Below are 19737 nucleotides of genomic sequence, written 5' to 3'. Positions count from 1 at the left end.
CTGATAAATTTCAAAAACTAAATCACCGGTTTTTGGTACGTCTTTAACAACCTCTGGCGGCCGGTTAAGATCGGCGTTTGTAGGCCAGGGAAATACCAGAGGCGACAAGTTCGGTTCAGTCAAAATTTCGCGCTCGGTTATAGCTTGCCAGATATCAGCCTAATCTACCATCTGCACTTTCAGGGAAAGGACGGCGCCACGCTGGACACTCCTCTGGTAAGCTGATCTCTTTGCTTTAAAGGTGGTCGCGCAACAATCCCGATGCGCTCGATCAGCTTGGTATCCCACCAACCAGCAGACCAGACTGACATCCTCAGATGGGATTTGCCGAGGCGAGGCCGAGAAAAATATCTTAATGCAGCAGATCGGCTCTTTAGCGTGAGTTCCCTCTTATATCTCCAGGTTCCAAAGCCAGCTATGCAATATGAACAGCCAAATGGACCAGCTCGCCAGCTTGCCCTATAGCAAGCCGGCGGGAAAAGAACGGTGTTGGCTTAGATTTGCGCCAGCCCGCCATCGGTGAACAGTTCGCTTCCGGTCATGAAGCTGCTGTCGGATGAGGCTAGGAAGGCAGCAGCGGCTGCCACTTCAGACGGATCACCGACATGACCGATCGGTGTGGTCGCTCCCATCTCGATCATTGCCTCCTTGCCGACGACCTCGGCCGCCAGTTCGGTCAGCGTTGGTCCGGGTGAAAGCACATTCACCCGGATTCCCGTGCCACGCAGATCCTGCGCCCAACTGCGAGCAAGATTGCGTACGGCGGCCTTGGATGCGCTGTAGATGCTGAAGGCCGGTGTTCCCATCACGCCAGTGGTTGACCCGGTCAGAATGATCGAACCGCCGCTACCCATAAGCTTCACCCCCTTCTGCACGGTGAGGATTGTGCCCTTCACATTCACGTCGAAGGTTTCGGCATAATGGTCGGCGGTGATGTCCGTCAGCGGCACCAGCGCGCCGGTTCCTGCATTGGCAAAGAGGATGTCTATTGATCCGCGCTCTGCCTTCACTGTCTCGAACAAGCGGTCGAGATTGGCAGGATCGGCAACCGAACCCGCCACTGCGCGGGCGTTTGCCCCAAGTTCGCTTAAGGCAGCATCGAGTTTTTCCTGTCGACGCCCGAAAATATAGACGAACGCGCCCTCCGCGATGAAGCGCTTAGCCGATGCCAGGCCAATGCCCGTACCGCCGCCTGTTATGATCGCGGTCTTGCCTTCCAATCTGTTCATAAGTGCCTCCAAATCTATGGTTGCACGTAGCTGGAGGCACACCTACCTAACGACAAGTATGCACCTTTTGGTAAGTATGAAAAATGTCCGAAGAGCCTAAATCCCTGCCTGTCTCTTCAAAGCCCGGAGACGACTGTTCGCCCGGAACCGTCGCTCCCAATTTCACTTGCGGCCTGGACGCAACGCTCAAGGTCATTGCCGGCAAATGGAAGCCATTAATCCTCTATTTCCTGCTCCAGGGCCCTAATCGCTACGGCGCGCTCAAACGCGCGATTCGCGACGTGAGCGACAAAGTGCTAATTCAGCAGTTAAAGGAACTGGAGGCAGATGGGATTCTGCTGCGCACTGATTACAAGGAAGTGCCGCCGCGCGTCGACTATACGCTGACGCCCCTCGGCCAGAGCCTCGCTCAGGCGCTCGAACCTTTGTGCAGCTGGGGCACCGAGAATATGTTGGAAATGCAGAGGATCTTTGCCGAACGCGACATTTGGCAGCGCAAATAGAGCTGGTGCGTTTCGGCCCTTCGGCCGCTGGCACTGTGTCGAGCAAGGAGTCGATATGGCGAGAGTTTTTATCACCGGCAGTTCTACCGGTCTCGGCCTGGCCGCCGCGCAGTCGTTGCTTGCCGCCGGACATGATGTCGTTCTCCATGCCCGAAATGTCGAACGCACTGCGGCGCTGGCAGCGCAAGTGCCGCAAGCTTTGGCAATAGTGACCGGCGATCTCAGCCTGCTGTCGGAAACACGAGATCTGGCCGATGCGGTGAATGCAATCGGTCGCATGGACGCAGTGATCCACAATGCCGGGCTATATGGCGCGAGCGGCCGCGGTCGGACAGCGGAAGGCCACAGCGTCATGACCGCGGTCAATCTGCTGGCGCCCTATGTCCTGACCGCTTGCATCGAACGGCCCGGTCGCCTTGTCTACATGAGTAGCAGGCTGCATCGGGGCGGCACTTCCGCGCCAGTCGACATCGCCACCGGCCAGGCGACACAGAGCTGGCTCGCCGCGAGCGATGACGAGGCGGCGCAGACCAGCGGCGGCTATTGGCATGCGATGCGGCGCGAAGAGCCCGCATTTCCCGCGGCCAGTGCCGATTACGGAGATCGCCTGCTTACGGCATTGCAGGCAATTACGGGCGCGTCGATCGGCATTGGAAGCTGACGCATCTGTGCAGAGGCAGAAGCCATTCTGCATAGCGCCGATGATCTATTCTTCAAGCACTTCGGTGTACGGACTGGCAGCACCTTACCTCCCTCCAGAAAGGCGGTTTGGTCGAACGGATAAGAGAGCGGCTCATCGTTCAACTCCGGTGTCTGCAGGCTTGGCGCAATCAGCAATCTATTGGTTTTGAAGGGGGACGTTGACAGCGTTGATCACGGCTCGATTATACAATGACGAATGGCATATCGAACAAGTTCTGCCACATTCCGCAACCCGAGGCGCTGCATCGCTTCCAAGCGATGCGCCTCAACGGTTTTGACGCTCATGCCCAGAACTTCAGCAATTTCCGTGTTCCTGCGCCCCTCAGCAATCTGCTGAACGACCTGGCGCTGCCGAGGGCTGAGACGGCGTAACGGAATTTCACTTTCATCAAGCATGCGCTCAACGAGGAAACTACTCGCATCGCCTGGAAAGAACGGCTCGCCTTTAAGTGCGTGATCCATCGCCTGACTCCAAACTGCCGGTCCATCTATCTTCGAGATATAGGCTCTACAGCCTGCGCTCAGTGCACTGGCGATCGCAGGTTTGCCAAGCTGCAACGTGAACATCGCGATGTAGACAGATGGAACGACCTGCCTTAGTTGCGACCCATAATGCGGCTCGGTATCCACGGGTGGAGCGCAGTCGACGATGGCGATGTCGGGCGCGTAATAGCGCGCCATTGCGATACCATGTGCGCATTCTGCTCCTTCTTCCACGACCTCGAAGCGTTGATCTTTCCGCAGAAGTCCGCACAGAACGTTTCGCATCTCCAGGCTATCGTCGATAATCAAAATCTTAGCGCGGTCCTTCATGACGGTTAGCCCTCCTAGACAGGCCGATCACTCGCTCCCGAACAGCCGTCCTTGTGGCTAAGTTAAATTTGCTCACCTCTCTCTGCAATCGTCCAAACGCGCAGAACGATTGTATATGGTTTTTTGCCCTGGTCTGCGCGAGCAGAATGTGAGCTACGATAGAAACTTGAACCTAGGTTTGATGCGATGATGCATGTAACCCGTCTGGCCAAGGATGAAGCGAAGCACCTCCAACAGTCGCCTTATATGCATGGCGTTTGGGTTCGCATCGAGCTGTGTACATGATAAGCGGTTGAACCTGGCGCTTGTCACCTCGCGCAGCTAGTGAGGCGGGAAAAATATCTGCGCTCGGAGGGAGATAGGGATTGAAAAGCGTTCATAATGTCCGCAGTGCCCACAGCCTGCGGTCGATAGGCATAGTGGGTGAAAGCTATTTCCAAGATGCAATCGCGCGTTGTGTGATCGGACAGAGCGTTGCGCTAATCACTGAGCCTGGCAACCCGATCAATCCCTGTGCGATCATGGTCTGGAACGATGAAGGCCATCAGATAGGCTACTTGCCGCTAGGGAGCTGGGTGGCCGGAGCGATGCCGCCGAGAGGCGCTACTCTATATGCTCGGATCACGTCCATTCATGGCGAACCGCCGAAGCGTACCGTCATCCTGGACTGGTTCCATCAGCAGACAGGAAAGCTGTTTGAATGAGGATGCTGGAAGTATCTTTAACTGAAGTGGAATGGCAAAAAATGCGAGAACCCATCAGTAGGCGCTAGCTAGGATTGCATTCTGAAGGTCAGCCTTCCCATTGCCGCGCCCCAAGGGCGATCAGCAAAAAAGACACCAACTTCGACACTGTCGGGAAAGGTGAGCCCGACGCGGCCGAAAATTTTGCGGACTTTCGGGAGTGCGCGCCGGGCTCAATATCTGAGTAGCAGCGTAGCATGATTCGCGCCACACACATTTCGAGAAAGCGGCCCCAAGCGGAATCATGCTTAGGCCAGAACGCATCAAGGACGATCAGACTGTCTGGCTGCGTTGGTAGCTGAACAGGCTAAACCCCATCCGCACTAGAGGTCGTTTTATACAGGACATGCGGGGGCTTGAGACGACGACGCTCTGAAACCTGCATTATGGAGTGGGCGCGCCCCTTCGATGACGTCGTTACCAGTCTCCAGAAAGGTGTCGCCGCCGATAGGGCTAAAATGAGCCCTTGAACCGAGCCGCTGTCGGGAACTTCGATCGTCAGACGGCGCAGATTATCGCGGATATTTGGAATGGCAGATCGAGGTGAATGAGTGCCTCCAAAACAGCAAGACTGAGTACCGCTTCAGTATAGACCGTTGGCCTTTCGACCAAGTTCCAGCGCCCGCCCGAAAAACGTGCGCCTTCGCCAGCGAGAGCATGGGCGGCTTTGCACAGCCATAAAAGATCACGCAGCGATACCGTGCCCGATCCGACCGGCGGGCGCCTCGATAAGTATCGGCCTTGCCCAAGGCTCTCGTCAAATGCGCGACGTTGGCGATTGAGCCATTCGTGCGCCATGTCCGGGGTGCAAAAAGCCGCCTCCGCGGCCGCGCCATTGCCTCTTCGCAGAAAAGCTGCTGCATCCATTCCACCGACATATGCAATTCACAAAACGGGGAAGTCGCCAGCCACCCCATCTGGCAAAACCAGACCGCTTCGCGCATGAGGGTCGCGAGTGGTATCCAGCGCCGCCCGCGTTGAAAGGCGAGAAAATCGCCTTACCAAACCGTCGCTTCAGATGGTCCGCAACACTGGCTGCATATCGCTTTTGCCGATCAGAACTCGGACTGTGATAGATGCCTACCGCCTTCCAATAGCTGCCAGTCGATGCCAGAGCAGCAACGAATATCCACCGGGCTGCGTTGGCATTAAAGCACGGATCGTAACGCAACCAATGACGAACATCCTCTGGTGAACGATCAAGCGTTTCGGCAATTTTGGGAACCCACCAGCTGTTGATCTGGAGAGGTCCCAGATCATGGCTCCCATTGCGGTTCGGCACCGCCGCGCCGATCCATCCTCCTTCCTGGTCGCGCAGCCCCCACAGGGTTACTTCGAGCCATTTCTGTCCGCCTGTGGCTTGCCGGATGCAATTAGCGATCCTACGTTCATCGGCCACATCATGACTAGGCGTCGCTGTAAGATCATCCGATTGCCAGATGATTAGCACCATCAGGGCGCCTATCCGCTTACCGATTCTGACCATGCGATCGCTCCTCAATGTTCCGGCCTGTGGTACGGTCCTCCGCCTTGTGCTCATTGGCTTGCCGATTCGCCGCAAGTGCCTGGAGATGACGATCGAGCGTCTCGAACAGCGATCGAGCATTGCCTGCAAGACGTCCGGCAATTCCGCGGTCCGGCTCTCGCTGATCAAGTTTGCGCGCGAGCGCCCTGCCCTCTGCCTTCCGCCGCTCCTCAACCTGTTCGAGCCTTAGGCCCTTCAGCCGCGCCTCATTCCTTGCGGCAAAGCGCTTGCTGTGATCGCGCTCCAGACGGCCTAATCCCTCGAGCGCCGATGTCTTCTCGCCCGACCGCTCTTCGAGTTTCGCGGCGAGCTTCCTGGGGTCTTCCGTCCAGAGTTTGACGCCGTAGCGGGCGCGCGTGATGGCGGTATAAAAGTTCTGCCCATTGACCAACGGGGACGCCACAGGCGCCAGCACATAGACGCGGTCATAGGTCTTTGACTGAGCGGAATACACCGTCTCCGCATAGCCGTGATCCCAAGTGGTGTGGCGTCCAAGATCGATCTGCTGGACCCTATTGCCTCGATCCCAGCGAACAGTCGCCACCATGCCATCGAGCCGCTCCACCGTCCCGCGTTCGGCGTTCTTGAGATCAAGCTCCTTAGTCGCGAGGCGCCACTGGATGCGGTCACCAGCGGCGAGGTTGCGATGCTCGGAGAGGAATATATTCACCTGCGCCGCCTTGCTTGTGCGGGGATCCCAGTTGTGGATGCGCCCCTGCTCATCCGCCAATCGCACACGCTGCCGGCCCTTCGCATCGCGCACCACGGAAACGACCCGATACTCGCCATCACGCGCCAAGCCAGGTCTCACCTGATCGCGATTGAACTTCAGCACCTGACCGCCGGAATAGAACCGGGCCATCTGCTTCTCCTGGTCGCTGAGACCGGCCGGGGTAAGCACCGCAAGTCGGGTGTCCTCGACCGCGACGACCCCTTCCCGTTGCAATGCCTCGCGGATCTGACTGTTGACGATGAGGCGCGTTGCATTCTCCAAAACGAGGATATTCGTTGTTGCCCGGCTTTCAGGCTTCAGGCGCGTCCATTCTCTCACCAGCCCCTTGGCCAGCTCCTCCGCATCGCTGCCGCTTGCCACCTTATCAAGATGGTCTAGCGAACCGGCATAATCACCGGCGCGGGCCTGGGTGACGGCAAGCTTCATCGCCCTGGTTTCCTGCCGCCGCGATTCAACCAGCTCGGCGGTCGCGAGCCCAAGCTTCTGCATCAGCCAGAATGCCTTTCCCTGTTCGATCGCGCCGGTCTGCCGATTGTCACCGAGCAGGATAAGCCTCGCGCCAGTTGCCCGGCTGATCTCCAGCACTCGCAGCGCCTGGCGGTTTCCAAGCTGCCCCGCTTCATCGAGGATCAGGACATCGTTGGCGCTGAGGCCATGCCCGCCACTCGCCAACAGGCTGGCAACGGTCCGGGATGCAATCTCCGCGCGATCACCCAGTTCAGCCGCAGCAGAGGACGTCGGCGCAAGCGCCGTCAACACCATCCCCGGATGCGCCGCGTCCTTGAGGGAGCGAATCAGCATCGACTTACCGGCCCCAGCCACGCCATGCACTGCCGTAATCCGGTCTCCCGACAATGCCATGTGCACGAGAGCCTGCTCCTGCGCCGGGGATAGACCAGCGCTTTCCAGAACGGGCAGCAGCCGGTCTGCGCTGGCGACCTGTCTGCCGTCTCCAAGGGATAGTGCGAGGTGCTGGGTCAGCGCCTGTTCCAGCCTCACGGTCCTGCGGCTGGTTCGCCCTCGCGTGAGGACTGCGTCGCCGGTCTGCCCCCGCGTTGCCAAGAGTTTGCGGCGACTTTCATGATCTATCAGGAGCGGTCGCAGGTCTTCGAACCGAACCTCTCCCACATGGGAGGCAAGGCCGACCGCAATGACGTGACCAAGTGGATTGACCGCCTCGCGCCCTTCCGATTGCCTGATCCCAAACAGGGCCGCCCGGGCTGCGTCGACGGGTTCCACCGGGACTGTGCGTAAACCAACCTCGATGGCCTGGGCAAGGACAGCTGAAAGTTTCGGTTCATATGGTGCGACGCGCGCATCCCAACGATCGTGCAACTCGTTCAGCCCGACCTTCACCTTTGGGCCGCGCGTCTCATAGAAGCTCTGCCTACGCGCGGCCTGCCCCGACAGGCCATGCTCAGCGGCATGGGCGTTGATCTGCTCGGCACGCTGCGACATCTCGTTAATCAGCGCCTTGGGCACACCCCTGATTTCGAACAATCCCCGGCGCGGATCAAAGTCGATCTCAAATCCATATTCCCTCAGATTGTGGGCAAGGGCGTTGCGGTAGATCTGGCCGCTGGCCATCTGCTCGGCATACATGGCCCGCGTTTCGAGACTGGCCATCGGGTTGCCCGGATCGCAGTTCGTCATGTTGAGGATCACGACATGGGTATGGAGATGGGGGTCGAGTTCGCGGCTGGCATGCTCGGTAAAGCGTGCCCACAGGAGCCGCCCCGTCGTCTCATGAACGATTTTCCCTTCTTCTCGGCGCCGCAGCTGGGCATGTTCTTCAAGATAGGAAAGTGCTACGTCGACGGCCTTCTCATGTGCCGCGACTATCCTCTCATCGCGAAGGGCGAGCGCCATGATCGATACGGATTTGGGGGCGCTGATTGCAAAGTCCCACCCAGGATGGTGATCAATTCCGCCTGCCCGCCGACGTCCTAACTGCTGGTCTGCGACGGCGCCGCTGAGCAGTGCATTGAACTGCGCGGTATCCACCTCTCCGTCCAAACCAAGTTCATTGGCGAGCGTACCGCCCCAGGAAGAGGTCTCCGCATCTCCCTTCGTATAATAGTCCCCGACAGTGTAATAGCGGGCGATGTTGCCCGGAGAACCTTTGAGGCGGCGCGGATGCATCATGCCGGCCTCGCATCGTCACGCTCACCGTTGGAGCGGCTATGCTTGTGGAGGTTGAAGCCACTCCTCGGCCCAAGGAGCTTGGGCGGTTCGGCGTTCGGCGAGTCCCCTTTCTGCTTCGGAACTTCGGCGCCCTTGTGCGCAGGCGGCTCACCCGCAGTTGCTGCTTCGGGTGAGCCGCCGTCCAAGGGGAGCTGCGGCTCGGGCTTCGCATCCTTCCCAGAGCGCCGAGGTTTTCTCTGCGGTGCCTTTTCTTGAGGAGGGGGAGCGTTGCCCTCCTCGAACCGCTTGGCAGGCTCCGTTCGCTCGACGAATGCCGGCTCGATCGTTGGCACCCCATTGTACCGATCCCGGAAATGGACGACCGGCAGATTTCTTCCGAACCGGAGAAAGCCCGACAGGTTGGGGAGGTTCGTGACCTCGGTGTGCATGACGAGCGGACGGGTGACCTGCATGCGGGAGAGATTGACGCCGTCTCGCATGTCGTTGACCCCATAGGACATGCCCTCATTGGCCTCGACCTGTTCGACCTGGCCCAAATTCTCCGACACATGCTTTGCCGTGGGAGTATCGTTCGCTCGTAGCGCCACCCAGGTCGAGCAGTAACCGGTGATCGCGGCCGCATCCTGGATGCCATAGGTTGCCTCCAGTTGCGGGTAGGACTGAAACCCCAATATGCCGCATCCGCCATATTTGCGGGCGCGCGCCAGGAAATCGCTGAGTGACGGCAGACGCTGTAGCGTAGGCAGCTCATCGATAACGCAATAGAGGCGGCGCTTCTGGTCCGGCGGAAGGCTCATGATCGCGCTGATCGCGATGTCGAGCCAGACGGTGACGAGCGGCCGCAGAGAAGGAAGCTGGTCGGCTTTCACCGTGATGAAGAGCCAGCTGTCATCCTCTTCATTGGCCACCCAGTCGCGCACGGAAAAGCCATCCAGCGTGTCGTCCAGATAGGAGAAGCTGCGCATAACAGAGGCCAGTTCGGCGCGAATGCCCGCGGACGTACGGTCCCCCTCCATCGAGATGAACGCGGCGGCATCCGTCCCTTCCGCGAACGCGGCCAGCGTCTTCAAGGGGCTCCGCAGAAGGGTATCGAGCAAGACCGAGATAAGCATCTGCTTATTCTTCGCAAGCTTGCGGAAGACGGCGACCAGCGTTCCCCTCGCCGCCTTCGCCCAGAAAGGATCACCGCCCTTGTCGGGGATCGTGGATTCCGCGATCTGATCATAATGATAGTCGCGCGGGACATCGACCCAGGGGGACCAGCTATCCGCCCGCGCATCGAGCGGGTTGAGCAATATGTCGTGCCCAGGCCGGTAGAATTTCTCGACGAAGGTACCGGCCGTATCGAACACAATGGCCCGACGGCCCTTCCCACGCATCCCCGCTAGCATCTTGACGATGATGTTGGTCTTGCCTGTTCCTGGCGCCCCGCAGATCAAGATGTGCTCAGGCTCAAACTCTTCAGGAACCGGCACACCGCCGATAGCGAAGCTTCCCCGCTTCGATCGCCACAGCAGGCGGCGGAGCTGCCGGGCTGTCCCGAACTGGGCCCCCCGGATGAACTGATTGGAGCCGAGCCCCTTCCCCGTTCGGGTGAAGTAGAACCAGGCCCACAGAAGCATGAGCGCAGCGAAGGCACCAGATAGCGCCGCGCCATAGATCAGATGCTGCTCCATCGCCTGCATGGTCTTCTTCGCGATGGGAGAGGCCAGCAGCGCGTCCGAGTTCGTCCAATATTGGCGCCCAGCCGGGGTCCTGAACAGGATCGGCGCCCCACCCGGCACGTCGCTTTTCAGCGTCGCTTCCGCGATCTTCATCGCGACAAAGCGCTGATAGTCGCTGGATTTTTCGAGCACATACCAGATGATGCCCCCGACCCAGATCGCGAGGCCCGCAAGCGAGGTCTGGAAGAAGACCTGGGTGGTCATCCTGACATTGTGGACGATGGCCTGACCACCCCGGGTCCAAGAGCCTAGCGTGTCGTTGCGGAAGATGCTCATAGTGCACCATCCTCGGGCGCGAGCAGCCCCCGTTCGAGGAGCAGGGCGCGGGCATCGTCCATGCCCTTCTGGAGAATGTCGGGGCGCCGCGTTCCGACCGAGGCGGCCAATATGGCGAAGACCTGAATGAGGGTCGCCTGCACCTCATCGAAGCGACCATGATAGCCGCCGGCATCGATGCCTTCGAAGCGATCGAGGATGTCGCGGACATATTCGGGGAGGCTGAGCCGCGCCGATCGGGCGCCGGCGACAAGACGCCCGTGTAGAGCGTCTTTCAATCTGATATTGATCCTGGGCAAGCGCCGAACTCCTGTTCGTTGCCTGTCCAGATGGGGTGAAGCCTGGTCGTTGTACGCCGATTTTCAGGCGATCTCAACGCCTTACGATGGGCATGCATGGCACCGGCATGGTGCCAAAGCATATCAATCACTTAGCCCTGAATTGCTTTCAATTGGTGACCATCTGGTGCCAGGTACCAATGAGGAAAACGACAGTGGCACCGGCTGGCACCTCACTGTAACCCGCAGGAAACCTCGCGATTCGCGCCCGCAGCACCCGTGCGTACGGTGCATTACAAAAAGCCTTGGGCGTGAGTACCCCTTCCGCAGCGCCCCGCCGCTGCGCCAGCCTCGTGCCGGAAGGCGCGGGGCTTCCCCGAAGGGGACATTGTTCCGCGCGTCTGAGAGCCGATGCCAAAAAAAAAGAGGGGGCCTGTCCCCCTCAGCGTTTGTCCAATCTCCACCTACTGTGCCGGTCGAGCTGACAATCAATCTCCCAGAGTTGCATCCAGATATGTTCCAGCTGGTCGATCTCGACCCGCTCCCTGTCGTCCTTCGTCATTGCGGTCCAGTCGACCATTTCGATGTAAAAGTCCCGATGACGCAGTATCGTCTCCAGGGCGATACGGCGCCGTTCGAGCTGCGCAATCTTGCGTTCATTGGCGTCCATCGCTCGTCTCCTTCTTGAAATGAGAAGGGCCGCGCAAAGGGCGGAGCAGAGAGGGTCAAGGATCGCGAAGCGACCGCGTAGCGGGCGACGGGGGTGCCGATTTTGCCATGGCCGGAGCGTAAGCGCAGGCCCTGGCGAAATTGGGGGCACCCGCGATCCTTGAGGCTCTCTGCTCCGTCCGTCACACTGGGGTGGCAGAAAGAGGATCTCATCCCTGCCGCAGCAGCCAGAAGGCGCCCTCCATGGGCGTCTTCTGGCTTTTTCTCTAAACCCCGCTTGCACTGCGATCCTCTTTCATAGAGCATCGCTGGTGGCGGGCAGACCATCCGACTTGAAAGGATGATCAATGCCCAAGTTGAATGACCGGGACAGACTTGCCGACCTTGAAGCGCGGCAGTTGAAAATCGCGCAAGATATCCTCGATGCCCGCCGCGCTTTGCGCGGCAGATATGCTGACATCGGCAAGGAATTGCCCGTCGAGCAAGTCCCTGAACGCCTCTTTCGGGATCTTGTCCAGGAAGCCATTCGGGTAGGCGGCGAACCTGCGCTTGCCGCCATCATGGCCCTTGGATCAGAAGACCTTCCCAAGCTGCAAAGCCAAAGCCAATCCCAAAGATTGTCCCTGCAGCGAGCACGGCGTAGCCGCGCGCAGCTGGCCGGGCGCCCCGAAGGCGTGCCCGCATCGCACCGCGACGGGCCCGTTTACGGGTCCCTGAGCGGGGCGACATCTTCCCCTCGACATGAAAAAAGGCGGCATGAGCGTAAAGCCCATGCCGCCCGTTCCGCCTCAGTAGTTCATGGCCCTCGCCCACCCGCTCGTCCGCTGATCTGAGCGCCGCAGGAGATGGGTGACAATGCGGGCCTGCTGCGCCTCGCGGGCGAGATGCTCCTGGATTCCGGACCCCTCGCAGACGATCGCTTCCGCCGGCTTCAATCGCAACATCTGCTCATTGCGCACAAACCCTGCGCGCTGCCCAAGCTTATGATTGAGGGTAAAGGCGATGAGCTTACATCCAGTCCTCGCCGCCCATGCCGCCGCGATGGCATCGCATCCCCTGTCCTGCGCGGTGGTTGCCAGGATCATGCCTGGTATCCGCGCATGCACCCTATCGAGCACATCATAGATTAGCGCGTGATCCTCCCAGACCTGCCCCCCTGAGAAGAGCACGATCGGTCCCTGCGGTGCATGCGCCTGGGCGCGTCGCTGATATCGGGCCTTGAGAAAATCCTGCGCCGCGATCACCGAGGCCGTCCGCTTGCTGGAGGTGAGCGACGCGCGCGGTGTTGACCATGGCCGCCCCGTCTCCACATGATAGGTGGCCGCTGCATGATCGCGCATACAGGCCAGCGCATCCTGTGTCTCATCGAGCGACTGGCAGAGGATTTGTGCGTCCTCGAGCTCCAGGGAATTGACCTCGCTCCCGTCCTGACCCGGAATGAGCTCCTGCACCACGCGCGCCGCCCTGTCCGCCTGACCCTCGATATCCTTCGCGACCTTGTGCAGGCTATAGACCACCCCCCAGGCGATCTTGTCGGCGACGCTCTCCAGCCTTGTATCGCGGAAGATGTCGAAGATGGTACGGACCATCAGCTCGGTCGCCTGTTGCACCTGGCCAGCGTCCGGCATCGGTGCGTCAGTCACCTCCCCGCCAGGCACGATCCGGAAATTCTCCACCGTCTCGGTGAAGGCATGTTCAAAACGATCAGCGGCGTCCAGATAATCAGTCACGTCGGATCTCCTTTTCAATCTTAAAGAGATCCTCTTTTCGGCACGGGCTCCGGCCGGCGGGGTCAAGGATCGCGACGCAGTCGCGACCGCGCAGCGGCGATGGGGGGCACGATTTTTTCTGGCGCCGCGCAGGTCTGGCAGGCGCGCTCCGTCGCCAGCCCGCCAGGAAAAATGGTGGGGCCCCGTCGTCCTTGAGGCCGACGGTGACCCCGTGCCACACTTGGAAGAAGTTGAGGTAGAAGCTGCCATGGCAGGGGCTCGATGCCCCTGCCATGGCAATGGATCTTGCCCCGCCCTCTCCGCCTGGCGCCCTGCAACCCTTGCCATAACAAAGGCGGCTGCGCTTATAGCGCGCAGCCGCCCTGGAAGCTCATTCGATTGTGGATGCGCCCCTATGCCGGCACAAACGGCTTGCTAACGGGCGGCACATAGGCCTCGAAGGGATTACCCTCAGCCATATGCCCGAAAGGCGTCATCACATATCCGTCCTCGTCCCGGCCAACGCCGCAGATGACATAGCGCAGGTCTCCGGAAACCGCGTCCTGGCATTCCATAAGAGCGAGATTTCCATCTTCCGCTGCCCGAAGGAGCGTCTGGAAGTTAGCGCTGAGATAGTCAGGTATTGCCATGCCCCCCTCCCTCAATGGTTGCCGCGGGAAGCGCGCGTCGGGATCTTCACGGCATCAGCCGCCTGGTCCGCCTTGCGCAACGCATGGATCGGAACATTGGCCTGACGGAGCAGCTGGTAGAGATTGGCCTGCACGCCTGAACCCTCGCAAAGCAAAGCCTCGACCGGCTTCAAATCAAGGATCTTTCGATTGCGGGTAAAGGCGGTCTTTCGCCCGGTTCCATATAGGCCATAGCGCACCACGGGCACTTCAACGCCAGTGCGAGCAGCCCATGCCGCAGCGATCTGGTCCACGCCGCGACGCTGCCCGGTCGTCACCAAAGTCATATGGGAAACCCGCGCATGGATCGCGTCAAGCCGCGACCATATCGCCTGCCAGTCGTGCCAGTCGGCAGGACCGGTTACAACCACGATCGGCCCCTGCGGCAGGTGACGTTCTCGCTGTTCCAGCTGTCGGGCGCGCAGGAAATCGACCGCAGCGATCTGGCTGGCGCTCGATGCAGAAGATGCTCGCGTTCCCTTGGCCGGCGACCAGGGCCAGCCTGACTGCGCCCGGTACATTTCCGCGGCATAGTCGCGCATGCATTCAATGGCCTGCCGCTGCTCGGCTACTGACTGACACTGAAGCTGCTTTTCTTCGAGTGATCGGGAATAGATCTCGCTCCCTTCAGGGTCTCGCGCCAGCTCCCCCAGTTCCCTGGCATAGCCGTCCTCGCGCTTTTCGAGTTTCCCCGCGAGATAGTGGAAGCTGTTGACGAAACCCCAGGCGATATCGGGTGCCAGTGCCTCCAGACGGGTGCCGGTGAAGAGGTCGAAGATCGCAGCGATGATCCCGCCGCATTCGGCCTGGGCCGCGATAGGCTCCGGCATCTCATGCTCTGCGGGCGCGTCTCCGGGCTCGGCAATTGTAAGCGGCATCGGGTCGCCAAAGGCCGCCTGATATTCCGGCGTGGCGACCATTTGTGCGTAGAGTGTGGGCAAGTCAGCAAATCGATCGATGCTGTGGCGCAGGGCGGTAGCCATGATGCGCATCCTTTCCAAAATCGGCAGACAGAAAGAAAGGCCGGAGGAGGCTGTGCTCCCCCGGCCCATGAGGCACAAAGACCTCAGTGAGGCACTTCATCGTCGAAATCGCTTCCGCCCATGTAGCTGCCATCCATGCCGGCGGTGCTCGCACCGAACCCGCCCATGGCCTCGCCGCCCATCGCCGGACGTTCCGAACGCTGGCCGCCGCCAAAGCCACTCAGCGCATCCCGTCGCCGCCAAGCGACCCGATAGCCTTCAGCGTCGCTGCCGAAGAGAGCGATCGGCAGCGGCTCGGCCAGGCTGGGATCATCGAGCGATCCCTGGAGGAAGCATTCTCCGGTCTTGTTGGCGGTCGCCTCCCACAGCGCACCGATCTGTACCCAGCGCTGCCCGACATTGAGCGCGACGATCTCGAAGACTGGCGCGCGCTCATTGGTGCTTTCGACAGGCCGGAGCCCCAGGCGCGGCAGGTCGATCGAACGGGTCGCGATATGTCCGATAAGACGACCGTTCACGGGCTTGATTTCACCGATATTCATAACCTCAACTCCTTGGAAATGCCGCTCTCGACCATCCGAAAGCGACACCCTCCAAAATCCTTCTCCACTCTTACACGCGACGTGTCCGTCCAACGCAGCCGCCGTTCCCGGAGGAGCCCTCCTCCCCCAAAACTCCCGCCCGGCCCTCGACCCAAAGAGCCAGACAGATCCCGCACGCCCCTCGCCATTCTGATTACCGGACCAGAAAATTGCCGCCGATCTGGCGCCAATTGCAGGTGCGCAGGCATGGCGCACCCGATATCCTTCAATATGGCGGCATTAATATGGAACATCCCCCCAAACGCGAATTGCCCGACGAGCTTGCAGAGGTTCGAGATACGCTCGTCAGGTGCCTCGAAGTTCTCGACCGATACGAGGAGAATGAAGTCGCCCTGCATGTCTGCACAGGGTATGAGCGAAGGATCGGCGCGTCCTCAACGATGGAACAATGGTACATGATGACCGGCCGTGGCCCCGACGGCGAGGATCTTGAAGATGAGGATCAGCACTGACTGCCGGAAAGCTTCTTATCCATGGGGAAGGCGCTCCGCACGATGGGCAATCGGCGCATGCATCATTCTCCCAACAATCAGGCTTCAAACCCGGGATCGCAGCCACTAAAGTGATCGCCTCCCAATCTATAAGGATGCGACATGAACAATGGCGATCTGGCCGAAGCCCTTGCCGGCGAACACGGCCTGACCAAGGCGGACGCCCGAAAGTACGTTGATGCCGTCTTCGCGCAGATCACCGGAGCCGCTGCCAAGGGCGACGAAGTCTCGCTGAACGGCTTCGGCAAATTCAAGGTCAAGGATAGCCCGGCGCGCGAAGGTCGCAATCCTTCGACTGGCGCCACCATTCAGATCGCCGCGTCGAAGAAGCTCACCTTCACGCCCGCCAAGGCGGTGAAGGATCAGCTTAACGGCTGATGTTCCTAGAGGCGTCCCGGACGCGGGACGCCTCCATTTCCGGAAGATTCCGCAGGAAAGCTTTTCTCGCGTTGGAATTAATAGGCGACTTCCTCGCAAAACCACAGTTTTTGGGACTTTGCTGTCATTCCCGGACTGGCGTCGGAGGGCGGTTTTCAGCCGAACATCGGACGTGCTTGAAGAAAGCAAGCGGCGACAGGGAGCGGAAAAAGTTAGCCGTCAAGAGAATGGCACGTTCCGCATTTCGTACGTGGTGAGCTGACATTGTCGCACGCGCCATGCGAGGTGGGAAGTTATTCGGCCTCTGCAACCGTCAACGCATGCTGGAAAGTAAGGGCGACAATTGAATAACCAGCACGTTGAGGGGGGCGCGACGATAAGTATCAGGGGGGCGTCGCGGAGAGGTCAAGACGACTATCCGCCGATGATCGGTAGACAGCCGGCTCGGCAAGGTCGAGCCCCTGACTGGTGCGGATGACCATCAGATCGAGCTTTGCCGCCAGCTTCTCGGCATTTTTGAAGATTGACGACCAGTCCTCCTTGCTGGTGCGGCTAAGCCCCAGCAGATAGTTGAGCGCGCGCGGGTGCCGATTGCACCGATCATGTAGATCGCGCCGATCCGCGCGTTTGAGTCACTCGTTTCGATCAGATGCTGCAATATTTCTGGCGGCAAGGCCGCCACGTTCCACCATGGCTAGGGTTCCCTCCGCCAGCCGACGAGTCTACTGCCCGCATTCCGGCTCGCTAGGCCGAACCACTCGCAGCTCATAACGCCAGCGCCTTGCTCAGATCGTCATGCTCAAACGCGCTGTTCATACGCTTGATTTCAGCAGCGCGCGCGCCGGCGCGCTCGGCAGCCGCGCTCCAGCCTTTTGTCACACCGGCGACCTGCCTGACGATTTCGGTCGCGCTAGCCTGTTTCAGGCCGAAATACCCCGCCACCGATAGTGCCAGCTCGATGTCGCAGGTTGCATCGTCGAGCGAAATATTGGTCGACAGGATACGTGCCTTTAGATCGACCGGCACAGGATTGAGATCATAGGCGGGAGAGAGCACCCAGCCGGCCTGGTCCTGCCAGAGAAAGCCGTGGTTGCGACCATGATCGTCGACATTCGAGATAAGGATGTTGAAAATCATGCGGCGATAGAGTTCGGCCGCGTCGGCGGCAGCGTTGGCACCGGTACGGGTCAGCACATCGACCAGCTCCGGGTAACTCGCGCGCTCTCCGTCCTTCAGCCCCATCATCGACAGAGCGGAGAGAAAGGGGATGCGCCGTTCGCTGTCGCGATCGAACCTGCGCGAGATCAGGACCGACTTGCCAGCCACCTCGTGCAACGCATGATCGGCGACAGTGATGCCCGCTTGCCGTGCGAGATCGAGCGCAATGGATTCCCACAATTCGATACGATAGTCATCGGTTTCTTTGGCGAATTTGGCGATCGACAATGCCCCATGCTGATCGAGCACCGAGGCTTTGGGGCGGGCGCCGCCGAGCGACGAACCCGGCGCGAAGATCATGCGTAGATCCTCCTCGCTTTCCTCGTCGCGCTCGATCCGTTCGGTCACGGCGAGGAGCTTGCCAAGATCGACCAGTCCGGGAACGCCCGCGCCTTCTTCTGCAAGAAAGGACTCCTCACCCGCCAGGCGGAAGCGCAGGGCGCCGAGGCGCGCGCGGTCGGAGACGCCCAGCAGATAATCGAGTTCGGTCAGCGTGCGCGGCGTTCGTGCCTCGCGCTCGGCGGCGCGGCGTTCGGCGCGCTGCATGAGGCGACGGCCCCATGTGTCGGGTGCCGAATCCCCGATCGAGCCGAACAGCCCTGCGTTCGGCGCGAAGGCGCCGCGTCCAAGCTGCAGTGTGGGTTCGAGCGAGAAAGCGGTGTCGTGGCCGAGCCAGTCGGGATGATACTCGAAGACGACTGGTGCGCGGTCGCCGCCACGTTGGGGCGCGTAGAGCGTCCCGACACGCAGCGTTGCCTCGCCGAGTGCGAGATGGACCTCGACGTCAGCCATTGCTGTCAGGTCGAGTGCTTCCGGAACGCGGTTTGCGCCGCTTGATCCGCGCACGTTCGGGCAGGGCTTCGGCCGAGAGGCGCTGCCCTGTCGGGTCGTTAGTCGGATCGGCGAGTGCGCTAAGGCCGTCGAGCAGTCCCATCGCCTGGAGGACCGCGGCATAAATTCCGATACCCACGCCCGGGTCCCCGGCTTCGATGCGGCGAAGCGTCGGGCGCGTGGTAAAAGCGCGACTGGCAACGACATCCGCGGGTAAGCTGCGCCGCAGCCGGGCGTCGCGCAAGTCGGATCCCAGCTTGGCGAGCGCGCGGCGAACCGCAATTGATGGAAAATGGGGACTCGGCATTGGAAACATCGCTTTCCGTTATAGACGTTTTATGTAATATGATGTTTCCATTTCTGCAAGTTTAAAAGGTCGCGTGGGGCAGTCAAGATGCTACACTTCGCGCAGGATTAGCCAAGATCGCCCTCCCCTCAGCGGCATCGACTACTTTCGACAAAACCGGACGCTCCTCGGCACGGAGAGGAACGGCGTGAGTTGGTCGCAACCAGACAAATATGCCCCCACCTTAAATTGATCACCTATGCCCGACGCCCTGCAATCGAGAATTGCTCATAGGCATCCGCCGCACCGATGAGGTGTCGCAGCTTTGCGAAGGCTGCCTCTTCGCCGCCGCGGACACCGAGGCTAAAGCCACGGGCGTAGAGCCCGAACGCGATCGCAGCCATGTCAGGGGAGGCATAGTCCGGAAGAGATCGAGGAAATTCTCCTCGTTGTCCCTCAGCTCCAGCATCCCGGAGTAAGCATCGAGACGGATCAATGCGACGCGCGCAGGCGAGTTGAGTTCAGCAAGACGCGCGTTGAAGCGATGTACATATGCCGCATCTGGTATCGGTCTAGGCATGATCACCTCCACCATCGGGAAGGTGGTCCACGCCGTTCGTCGATGATCGCCGCGCCACAGCTTCGATCCATTCGACTCGAGCGTCTTCGACCGTGTGAGTAAGCGCGTGATCAACGCAGAACAGGTGGAACATACTATCGACGGCGCGTTCTGGAGAGGACACCGCGTCTGCCAAGGCGGAGGTGAAGCGATCGAAGGGGGCGCGATCACCCGCCGGCACCCACCGAGCCAGGTCATCGCTCTCCGCGTTGCAGAGGTCGCGGGAGGTGCGATCATAGACGCCGGAGATCGCCCAAGCCTGCCGCTGAACGTCCTATCGCGCGCTGGCGTCGCGCGCGAGCATGTCGCAACCGCAGTCCCTGCAGACAGGTTTGAGGCCGCCGGCGGGCGATGTCGGATCGGGATCGTCGGGAAAACTCGGAACGAAACTGAAGCTGTAGGAAAGATCAGGGATCCGCAGGTCGAAATAGGTCGAGGCCTCGGCGGCGAGAAAAGCAGCGGTCCAGACGTCCACTCCGTCCTCAATATGAAAAGAAATTGTGTCGGAGGCGAACAGGTCGCCTCCGCTGAAGAATTCAACATCGATCCGGTAGGCGCGCATCGTCGTGGTCATGTGAGCCATGACAAATC

Annotated in this window: 21 protein-coding genes; 5 read left to right on the top strand and 16 right to left on the bottom strand. The window is 60.2% G+C overall.

Going from position 1 to position 19737, the window contains the following annotated elements:
* Nucleotides 1–494: 494 nt before the first annotated feature.
* Nucleotides 495–1229 carry an SDR family NAD(P)-dependent oxidoreductase gene (locus JQK15_RS23150; RefSeq protein WP_214868459.1) on the bottom strand — a complete coding sequence of 245 codons (735 nt, stop codon included), beginning with the start codon at nt 1227–1229 and terminating at the stop codon, nt 495–497.
* A gap of 83 nt (nt 1230–1312) precedes the next feature.
* Here JQK15_RS23150 and JQK15_RS23145 point away from each other — a divergent pair, with 83 nt between their 5' ends.
* Nucleotides 1313–1732 carry a winged helix-turn-helix transcriptional regulator gene (locus JQK15_RS23145; RefSeq protein WP_214868422.1) on the top strand — a complete coding sequence of 140 codons (420 nt, stop codon included), beginning with the start codon at nt 1313–1315 and terminating at the stop codon, nt 1730–1732.
* The gene (locus tag JQK15_RS23140) at nt 1701–2393 is read left to right on the top strand and encodes an SDR family NAD(P)-dependent oxidoreductase (RefSeq protein ID WP_214868420.1); all 693 of its coding nucleotides are present in this window, start codon (nt 1701–1703) and stop codon (nt 2391–2393) included. The genes JQK15_RS23145 and JQK15_RS23140 overlap by 32 nt, the downstream gene beginning before the upstream one ends.
* Before the next feature lie 212 nt (nt 2394–2605).
* Here the strand turns inward: JQK15_RS23140 and JQK15_RS23135 are convergent, their stop codons facing one another.
* Entirely contained in the window at nt 2606–3247 is a 642-nt protein-coding gene (locus tag JQK15_RS23135; protein WP_214868418.1) for a LuxR C-terminal-related transcriptional regulator, read from the bottom strand.
* A 365-nt stretch (nt 3248–3612) separates the two neighbouring features.
* Between JQK15_RS23135 and JQK15_RS23130 the strand changes: the two genes are divergently transcribed.
* Entirely contained in the window at nt 3613–3951 is a 339-nt protein-coding gene (locus tag JQK15_RS23130) for an HIRAN domain-containing protein (RefSeq protein WP_214868416.1), read from the top strand.
* Nucleotides 3952–4488: 537 nt separating this feature from the next.
* Here the strand turns inward: JQK15_RS23130 and JQK15_RS27565 are convergent.
* The 11 genes from JQK15_RS27565 to JQK15_RS23080 all read right to left on the bottom strand — a co-directional run bounded on the left by JQK15_RS27565 (nt 4489) and on the right by JQK15_RS23080 (nt 15263).
* Nucleotides 4489–4788, bottom strand: coding sequence for an RES domain-containing protein (locus JQK15_RS27565; RefSeq protein ID WP_353047262.1), 300 nt, complete (start codon nt 4786–4788; stop codon nt 4489–4491).
* The gene (locus JQK15_RS27080; protein ID WP_251007991.1) at nt 4748–5476 is read right to left on the bottom strand and encodes a lytic transglycosylase domain-containing protein; all 729 of its coding nucleotides are present in this window, start codon (nt 5474–5476) and stop codon (nt 4748–4750) included. The genes JQK15_RS27565 and JQK15_RS27080 overlap by 41 nt, the downstream gene beginning before the upstream one ends.
* Nucleotides 5460–8393, bottom strand: coding sequence for a MobF family relaxase (gene mobF / locus JQK15_RS23120; protein WP_214868414.1), 2934 nt, complete (start codon nt 8391–8393; stop codon nt 5460–5462). Before mobF ends, JQK15_RS27080 begins: the two co-directional genes overlap by 17 nt.
* Entirely contained in the window at nt 8390–10393 is a 2004-nt protein-coding gene (locus tag JQK15_RS23115) for a type IV secretion system DNA-binding domain-containing protein (protein ID WP_214868412.1), read from the bottom strand. Before JQK15_RS23115 ends, mobF begins: the two co-directional genes overlap by 4 nt.
* Nucleotides 10390–10671, bottom strand: coding sequence for a hypothetical protein (locus tag JQK15_RS23110; RefSeq protein WP_251007990.1), 282 nt, complete (start codon nt 10669–10671; stop codon nt 10390–10392). The genes JQK15_RS23115 and JQK15_RS23110 overlap by 4 nt, the downstream gene beginning before the upstream one ends.
* 442 nt (nt 10672–11113) lie before the next feature.
* Nucleotides 11114–11341, bottom strand: coding sequence for a hypothetical protein (locus tag JQK15_RS23105; protein WP_214868410.1), 228 nt, complete (start codon nt 11339–11341; stop codon nt 11114–11116).
* Between the two features lie 343 nt (nt 11342–11684).
* Nucleotides 11685–11825: a hypothetical protein gene (locus tag JQK15_RS23100; protein ID WP_214868408.1), complete on the bottom strand. Its 141-nt coding sequence runs from the start codon at nt 11823–11825 to the stop codon at nt 11685–11687.
* Nucleotides 11826–12128: 303 nt separating this feature from the next.
* Entirely contained in the window at nt 12129–13070 is a 942-nt protein-coding gene (locus JQK15_RS23095; RefSeq protein ID WP_353047261.1) for a DUF2493 domain-containing protein, read from the bottom strand.
* Between the two features lie 392 nt (nt 13071–13462).
* Entirely contained in the window at nt 13463–13699 is a 237-nt protein-coding gene (locus JQK15_RS23090) for a DUF6117 family protein (protein WP_214868404.1), read from the bottom strand.
* A gap of 11 nt (nt 13700–13710) precedes the next feature.
* A complete protein-coding gene (locus tag JQK15_RS23085; protein WP_214868402.1) occupies nt 13711–14721 on the bottom strand; it encodes a DUF2493 domain-containing protein in 1011 nt (336 codons plus the stop codon).
* A gap of 83 nt (nt 14722–14804) precedes the next feature.
* Nucleotides 14805–15263 carry a DUF736 domain-containing protein gene (locus JQK15_RS23080; protein ID WP_099232352.1) on the bottom strand — a complete coding sequence of 153 codons (459 nt, stop codon included), beginning with the start codon at nt 15261–15263 and terminating at the stop codon, nt 14805–14807.
* A gap of 209 nt (nt 15264–15472) precedes the next feature.
* On the opposite strand from JQK15_RS23080, the gene JQK15_RS23075 reads away from it, so the two are divergent.
* Together JQK15_RS23075 and JQK15_RS23070 are read left to right on the top strand one after the other, a co-directional pair.
* Nucleotides 15473–15775, top strand: coding sequence for a hypothetical protein (locus tag JQK15_RS23075; protein WP_214868401.1), 303 nt, complete (start codon nt 15473–15475; stop codon nt 15773–15775).
* A gap of 141 nt (nt 15776–15916) precedes the next feature.
* Nucleotides 15917–16192 carry an HU family DNA-binding protein gene (locus JQK15_RS23070; RefSeq protein ID WP_214868399.1) on the top strand — a complete coding sequence of 92 codons (276 nt, stop codon included), beginning with the start codon at nt 15917–15919 and terminating at the stop codon, nt 16190–16192.
* 765 nt (nt 16193–16957) lie between these two features.
* Here the strand turns inward: JQK15_RS23070 and JQK15_RS23065 are convergent.
* The 3 genes from JQK15_RS23065 to JQK15_RS23055 form a co-directional block, all read right to left on the bottom strand.
* Nucleotides 16958–18202, bottom strand: coding sequence for a type II toxin-antitoxin system HipA family toxin (locus JQK15_RS23065; protein ID WP_214868397.1), 1245 nt, complete (start codon nt 18200–18202; stop codon nt 16958–16960).
* Complete coding sequence (locus JQK15_RS23060) at nt 18195–18485, bottom strand: hypothetical protein (protein WP_251007989.1); 291 nt, start codon at nt 18483–18485, stop codon at nt 18195–18197. Before JQK15_RS23060 ends, JQK15_RS23065 begins: the two co-directional genes overlap by 8 nt.
* Nucleotides 18486–19420: 935 nt before the next feature.
* Nucleotides 19421–19729: a hypothetical protein gene (locus JQK15_RS23055; RefSeq protein WP_214868393.1), complete on the bottom strand. Its 309-nt coding sequence runs from the start codon at nt 19727–19729 to the stop codon at nt 19421–19423.
* Nucleotides 19730–19737: the final 8 nt, after the last annotated feature.

Origin of the sequence: Sphingobium sp. BHU LFT2 (assembly GCF_018604485.1) — a bacterium.
GTDB lineage: Bacteria > Pseudomonadota > Alphaproteobacteria > Sphingomonadales > Sphingomonadaceae > Sphingobium > Sphingobium yanoikuyae_A.
Note: the sequence above shows the minus strand (reverse complement) of the source record. Positions and strands in the feature narration are given on the sequence as shown.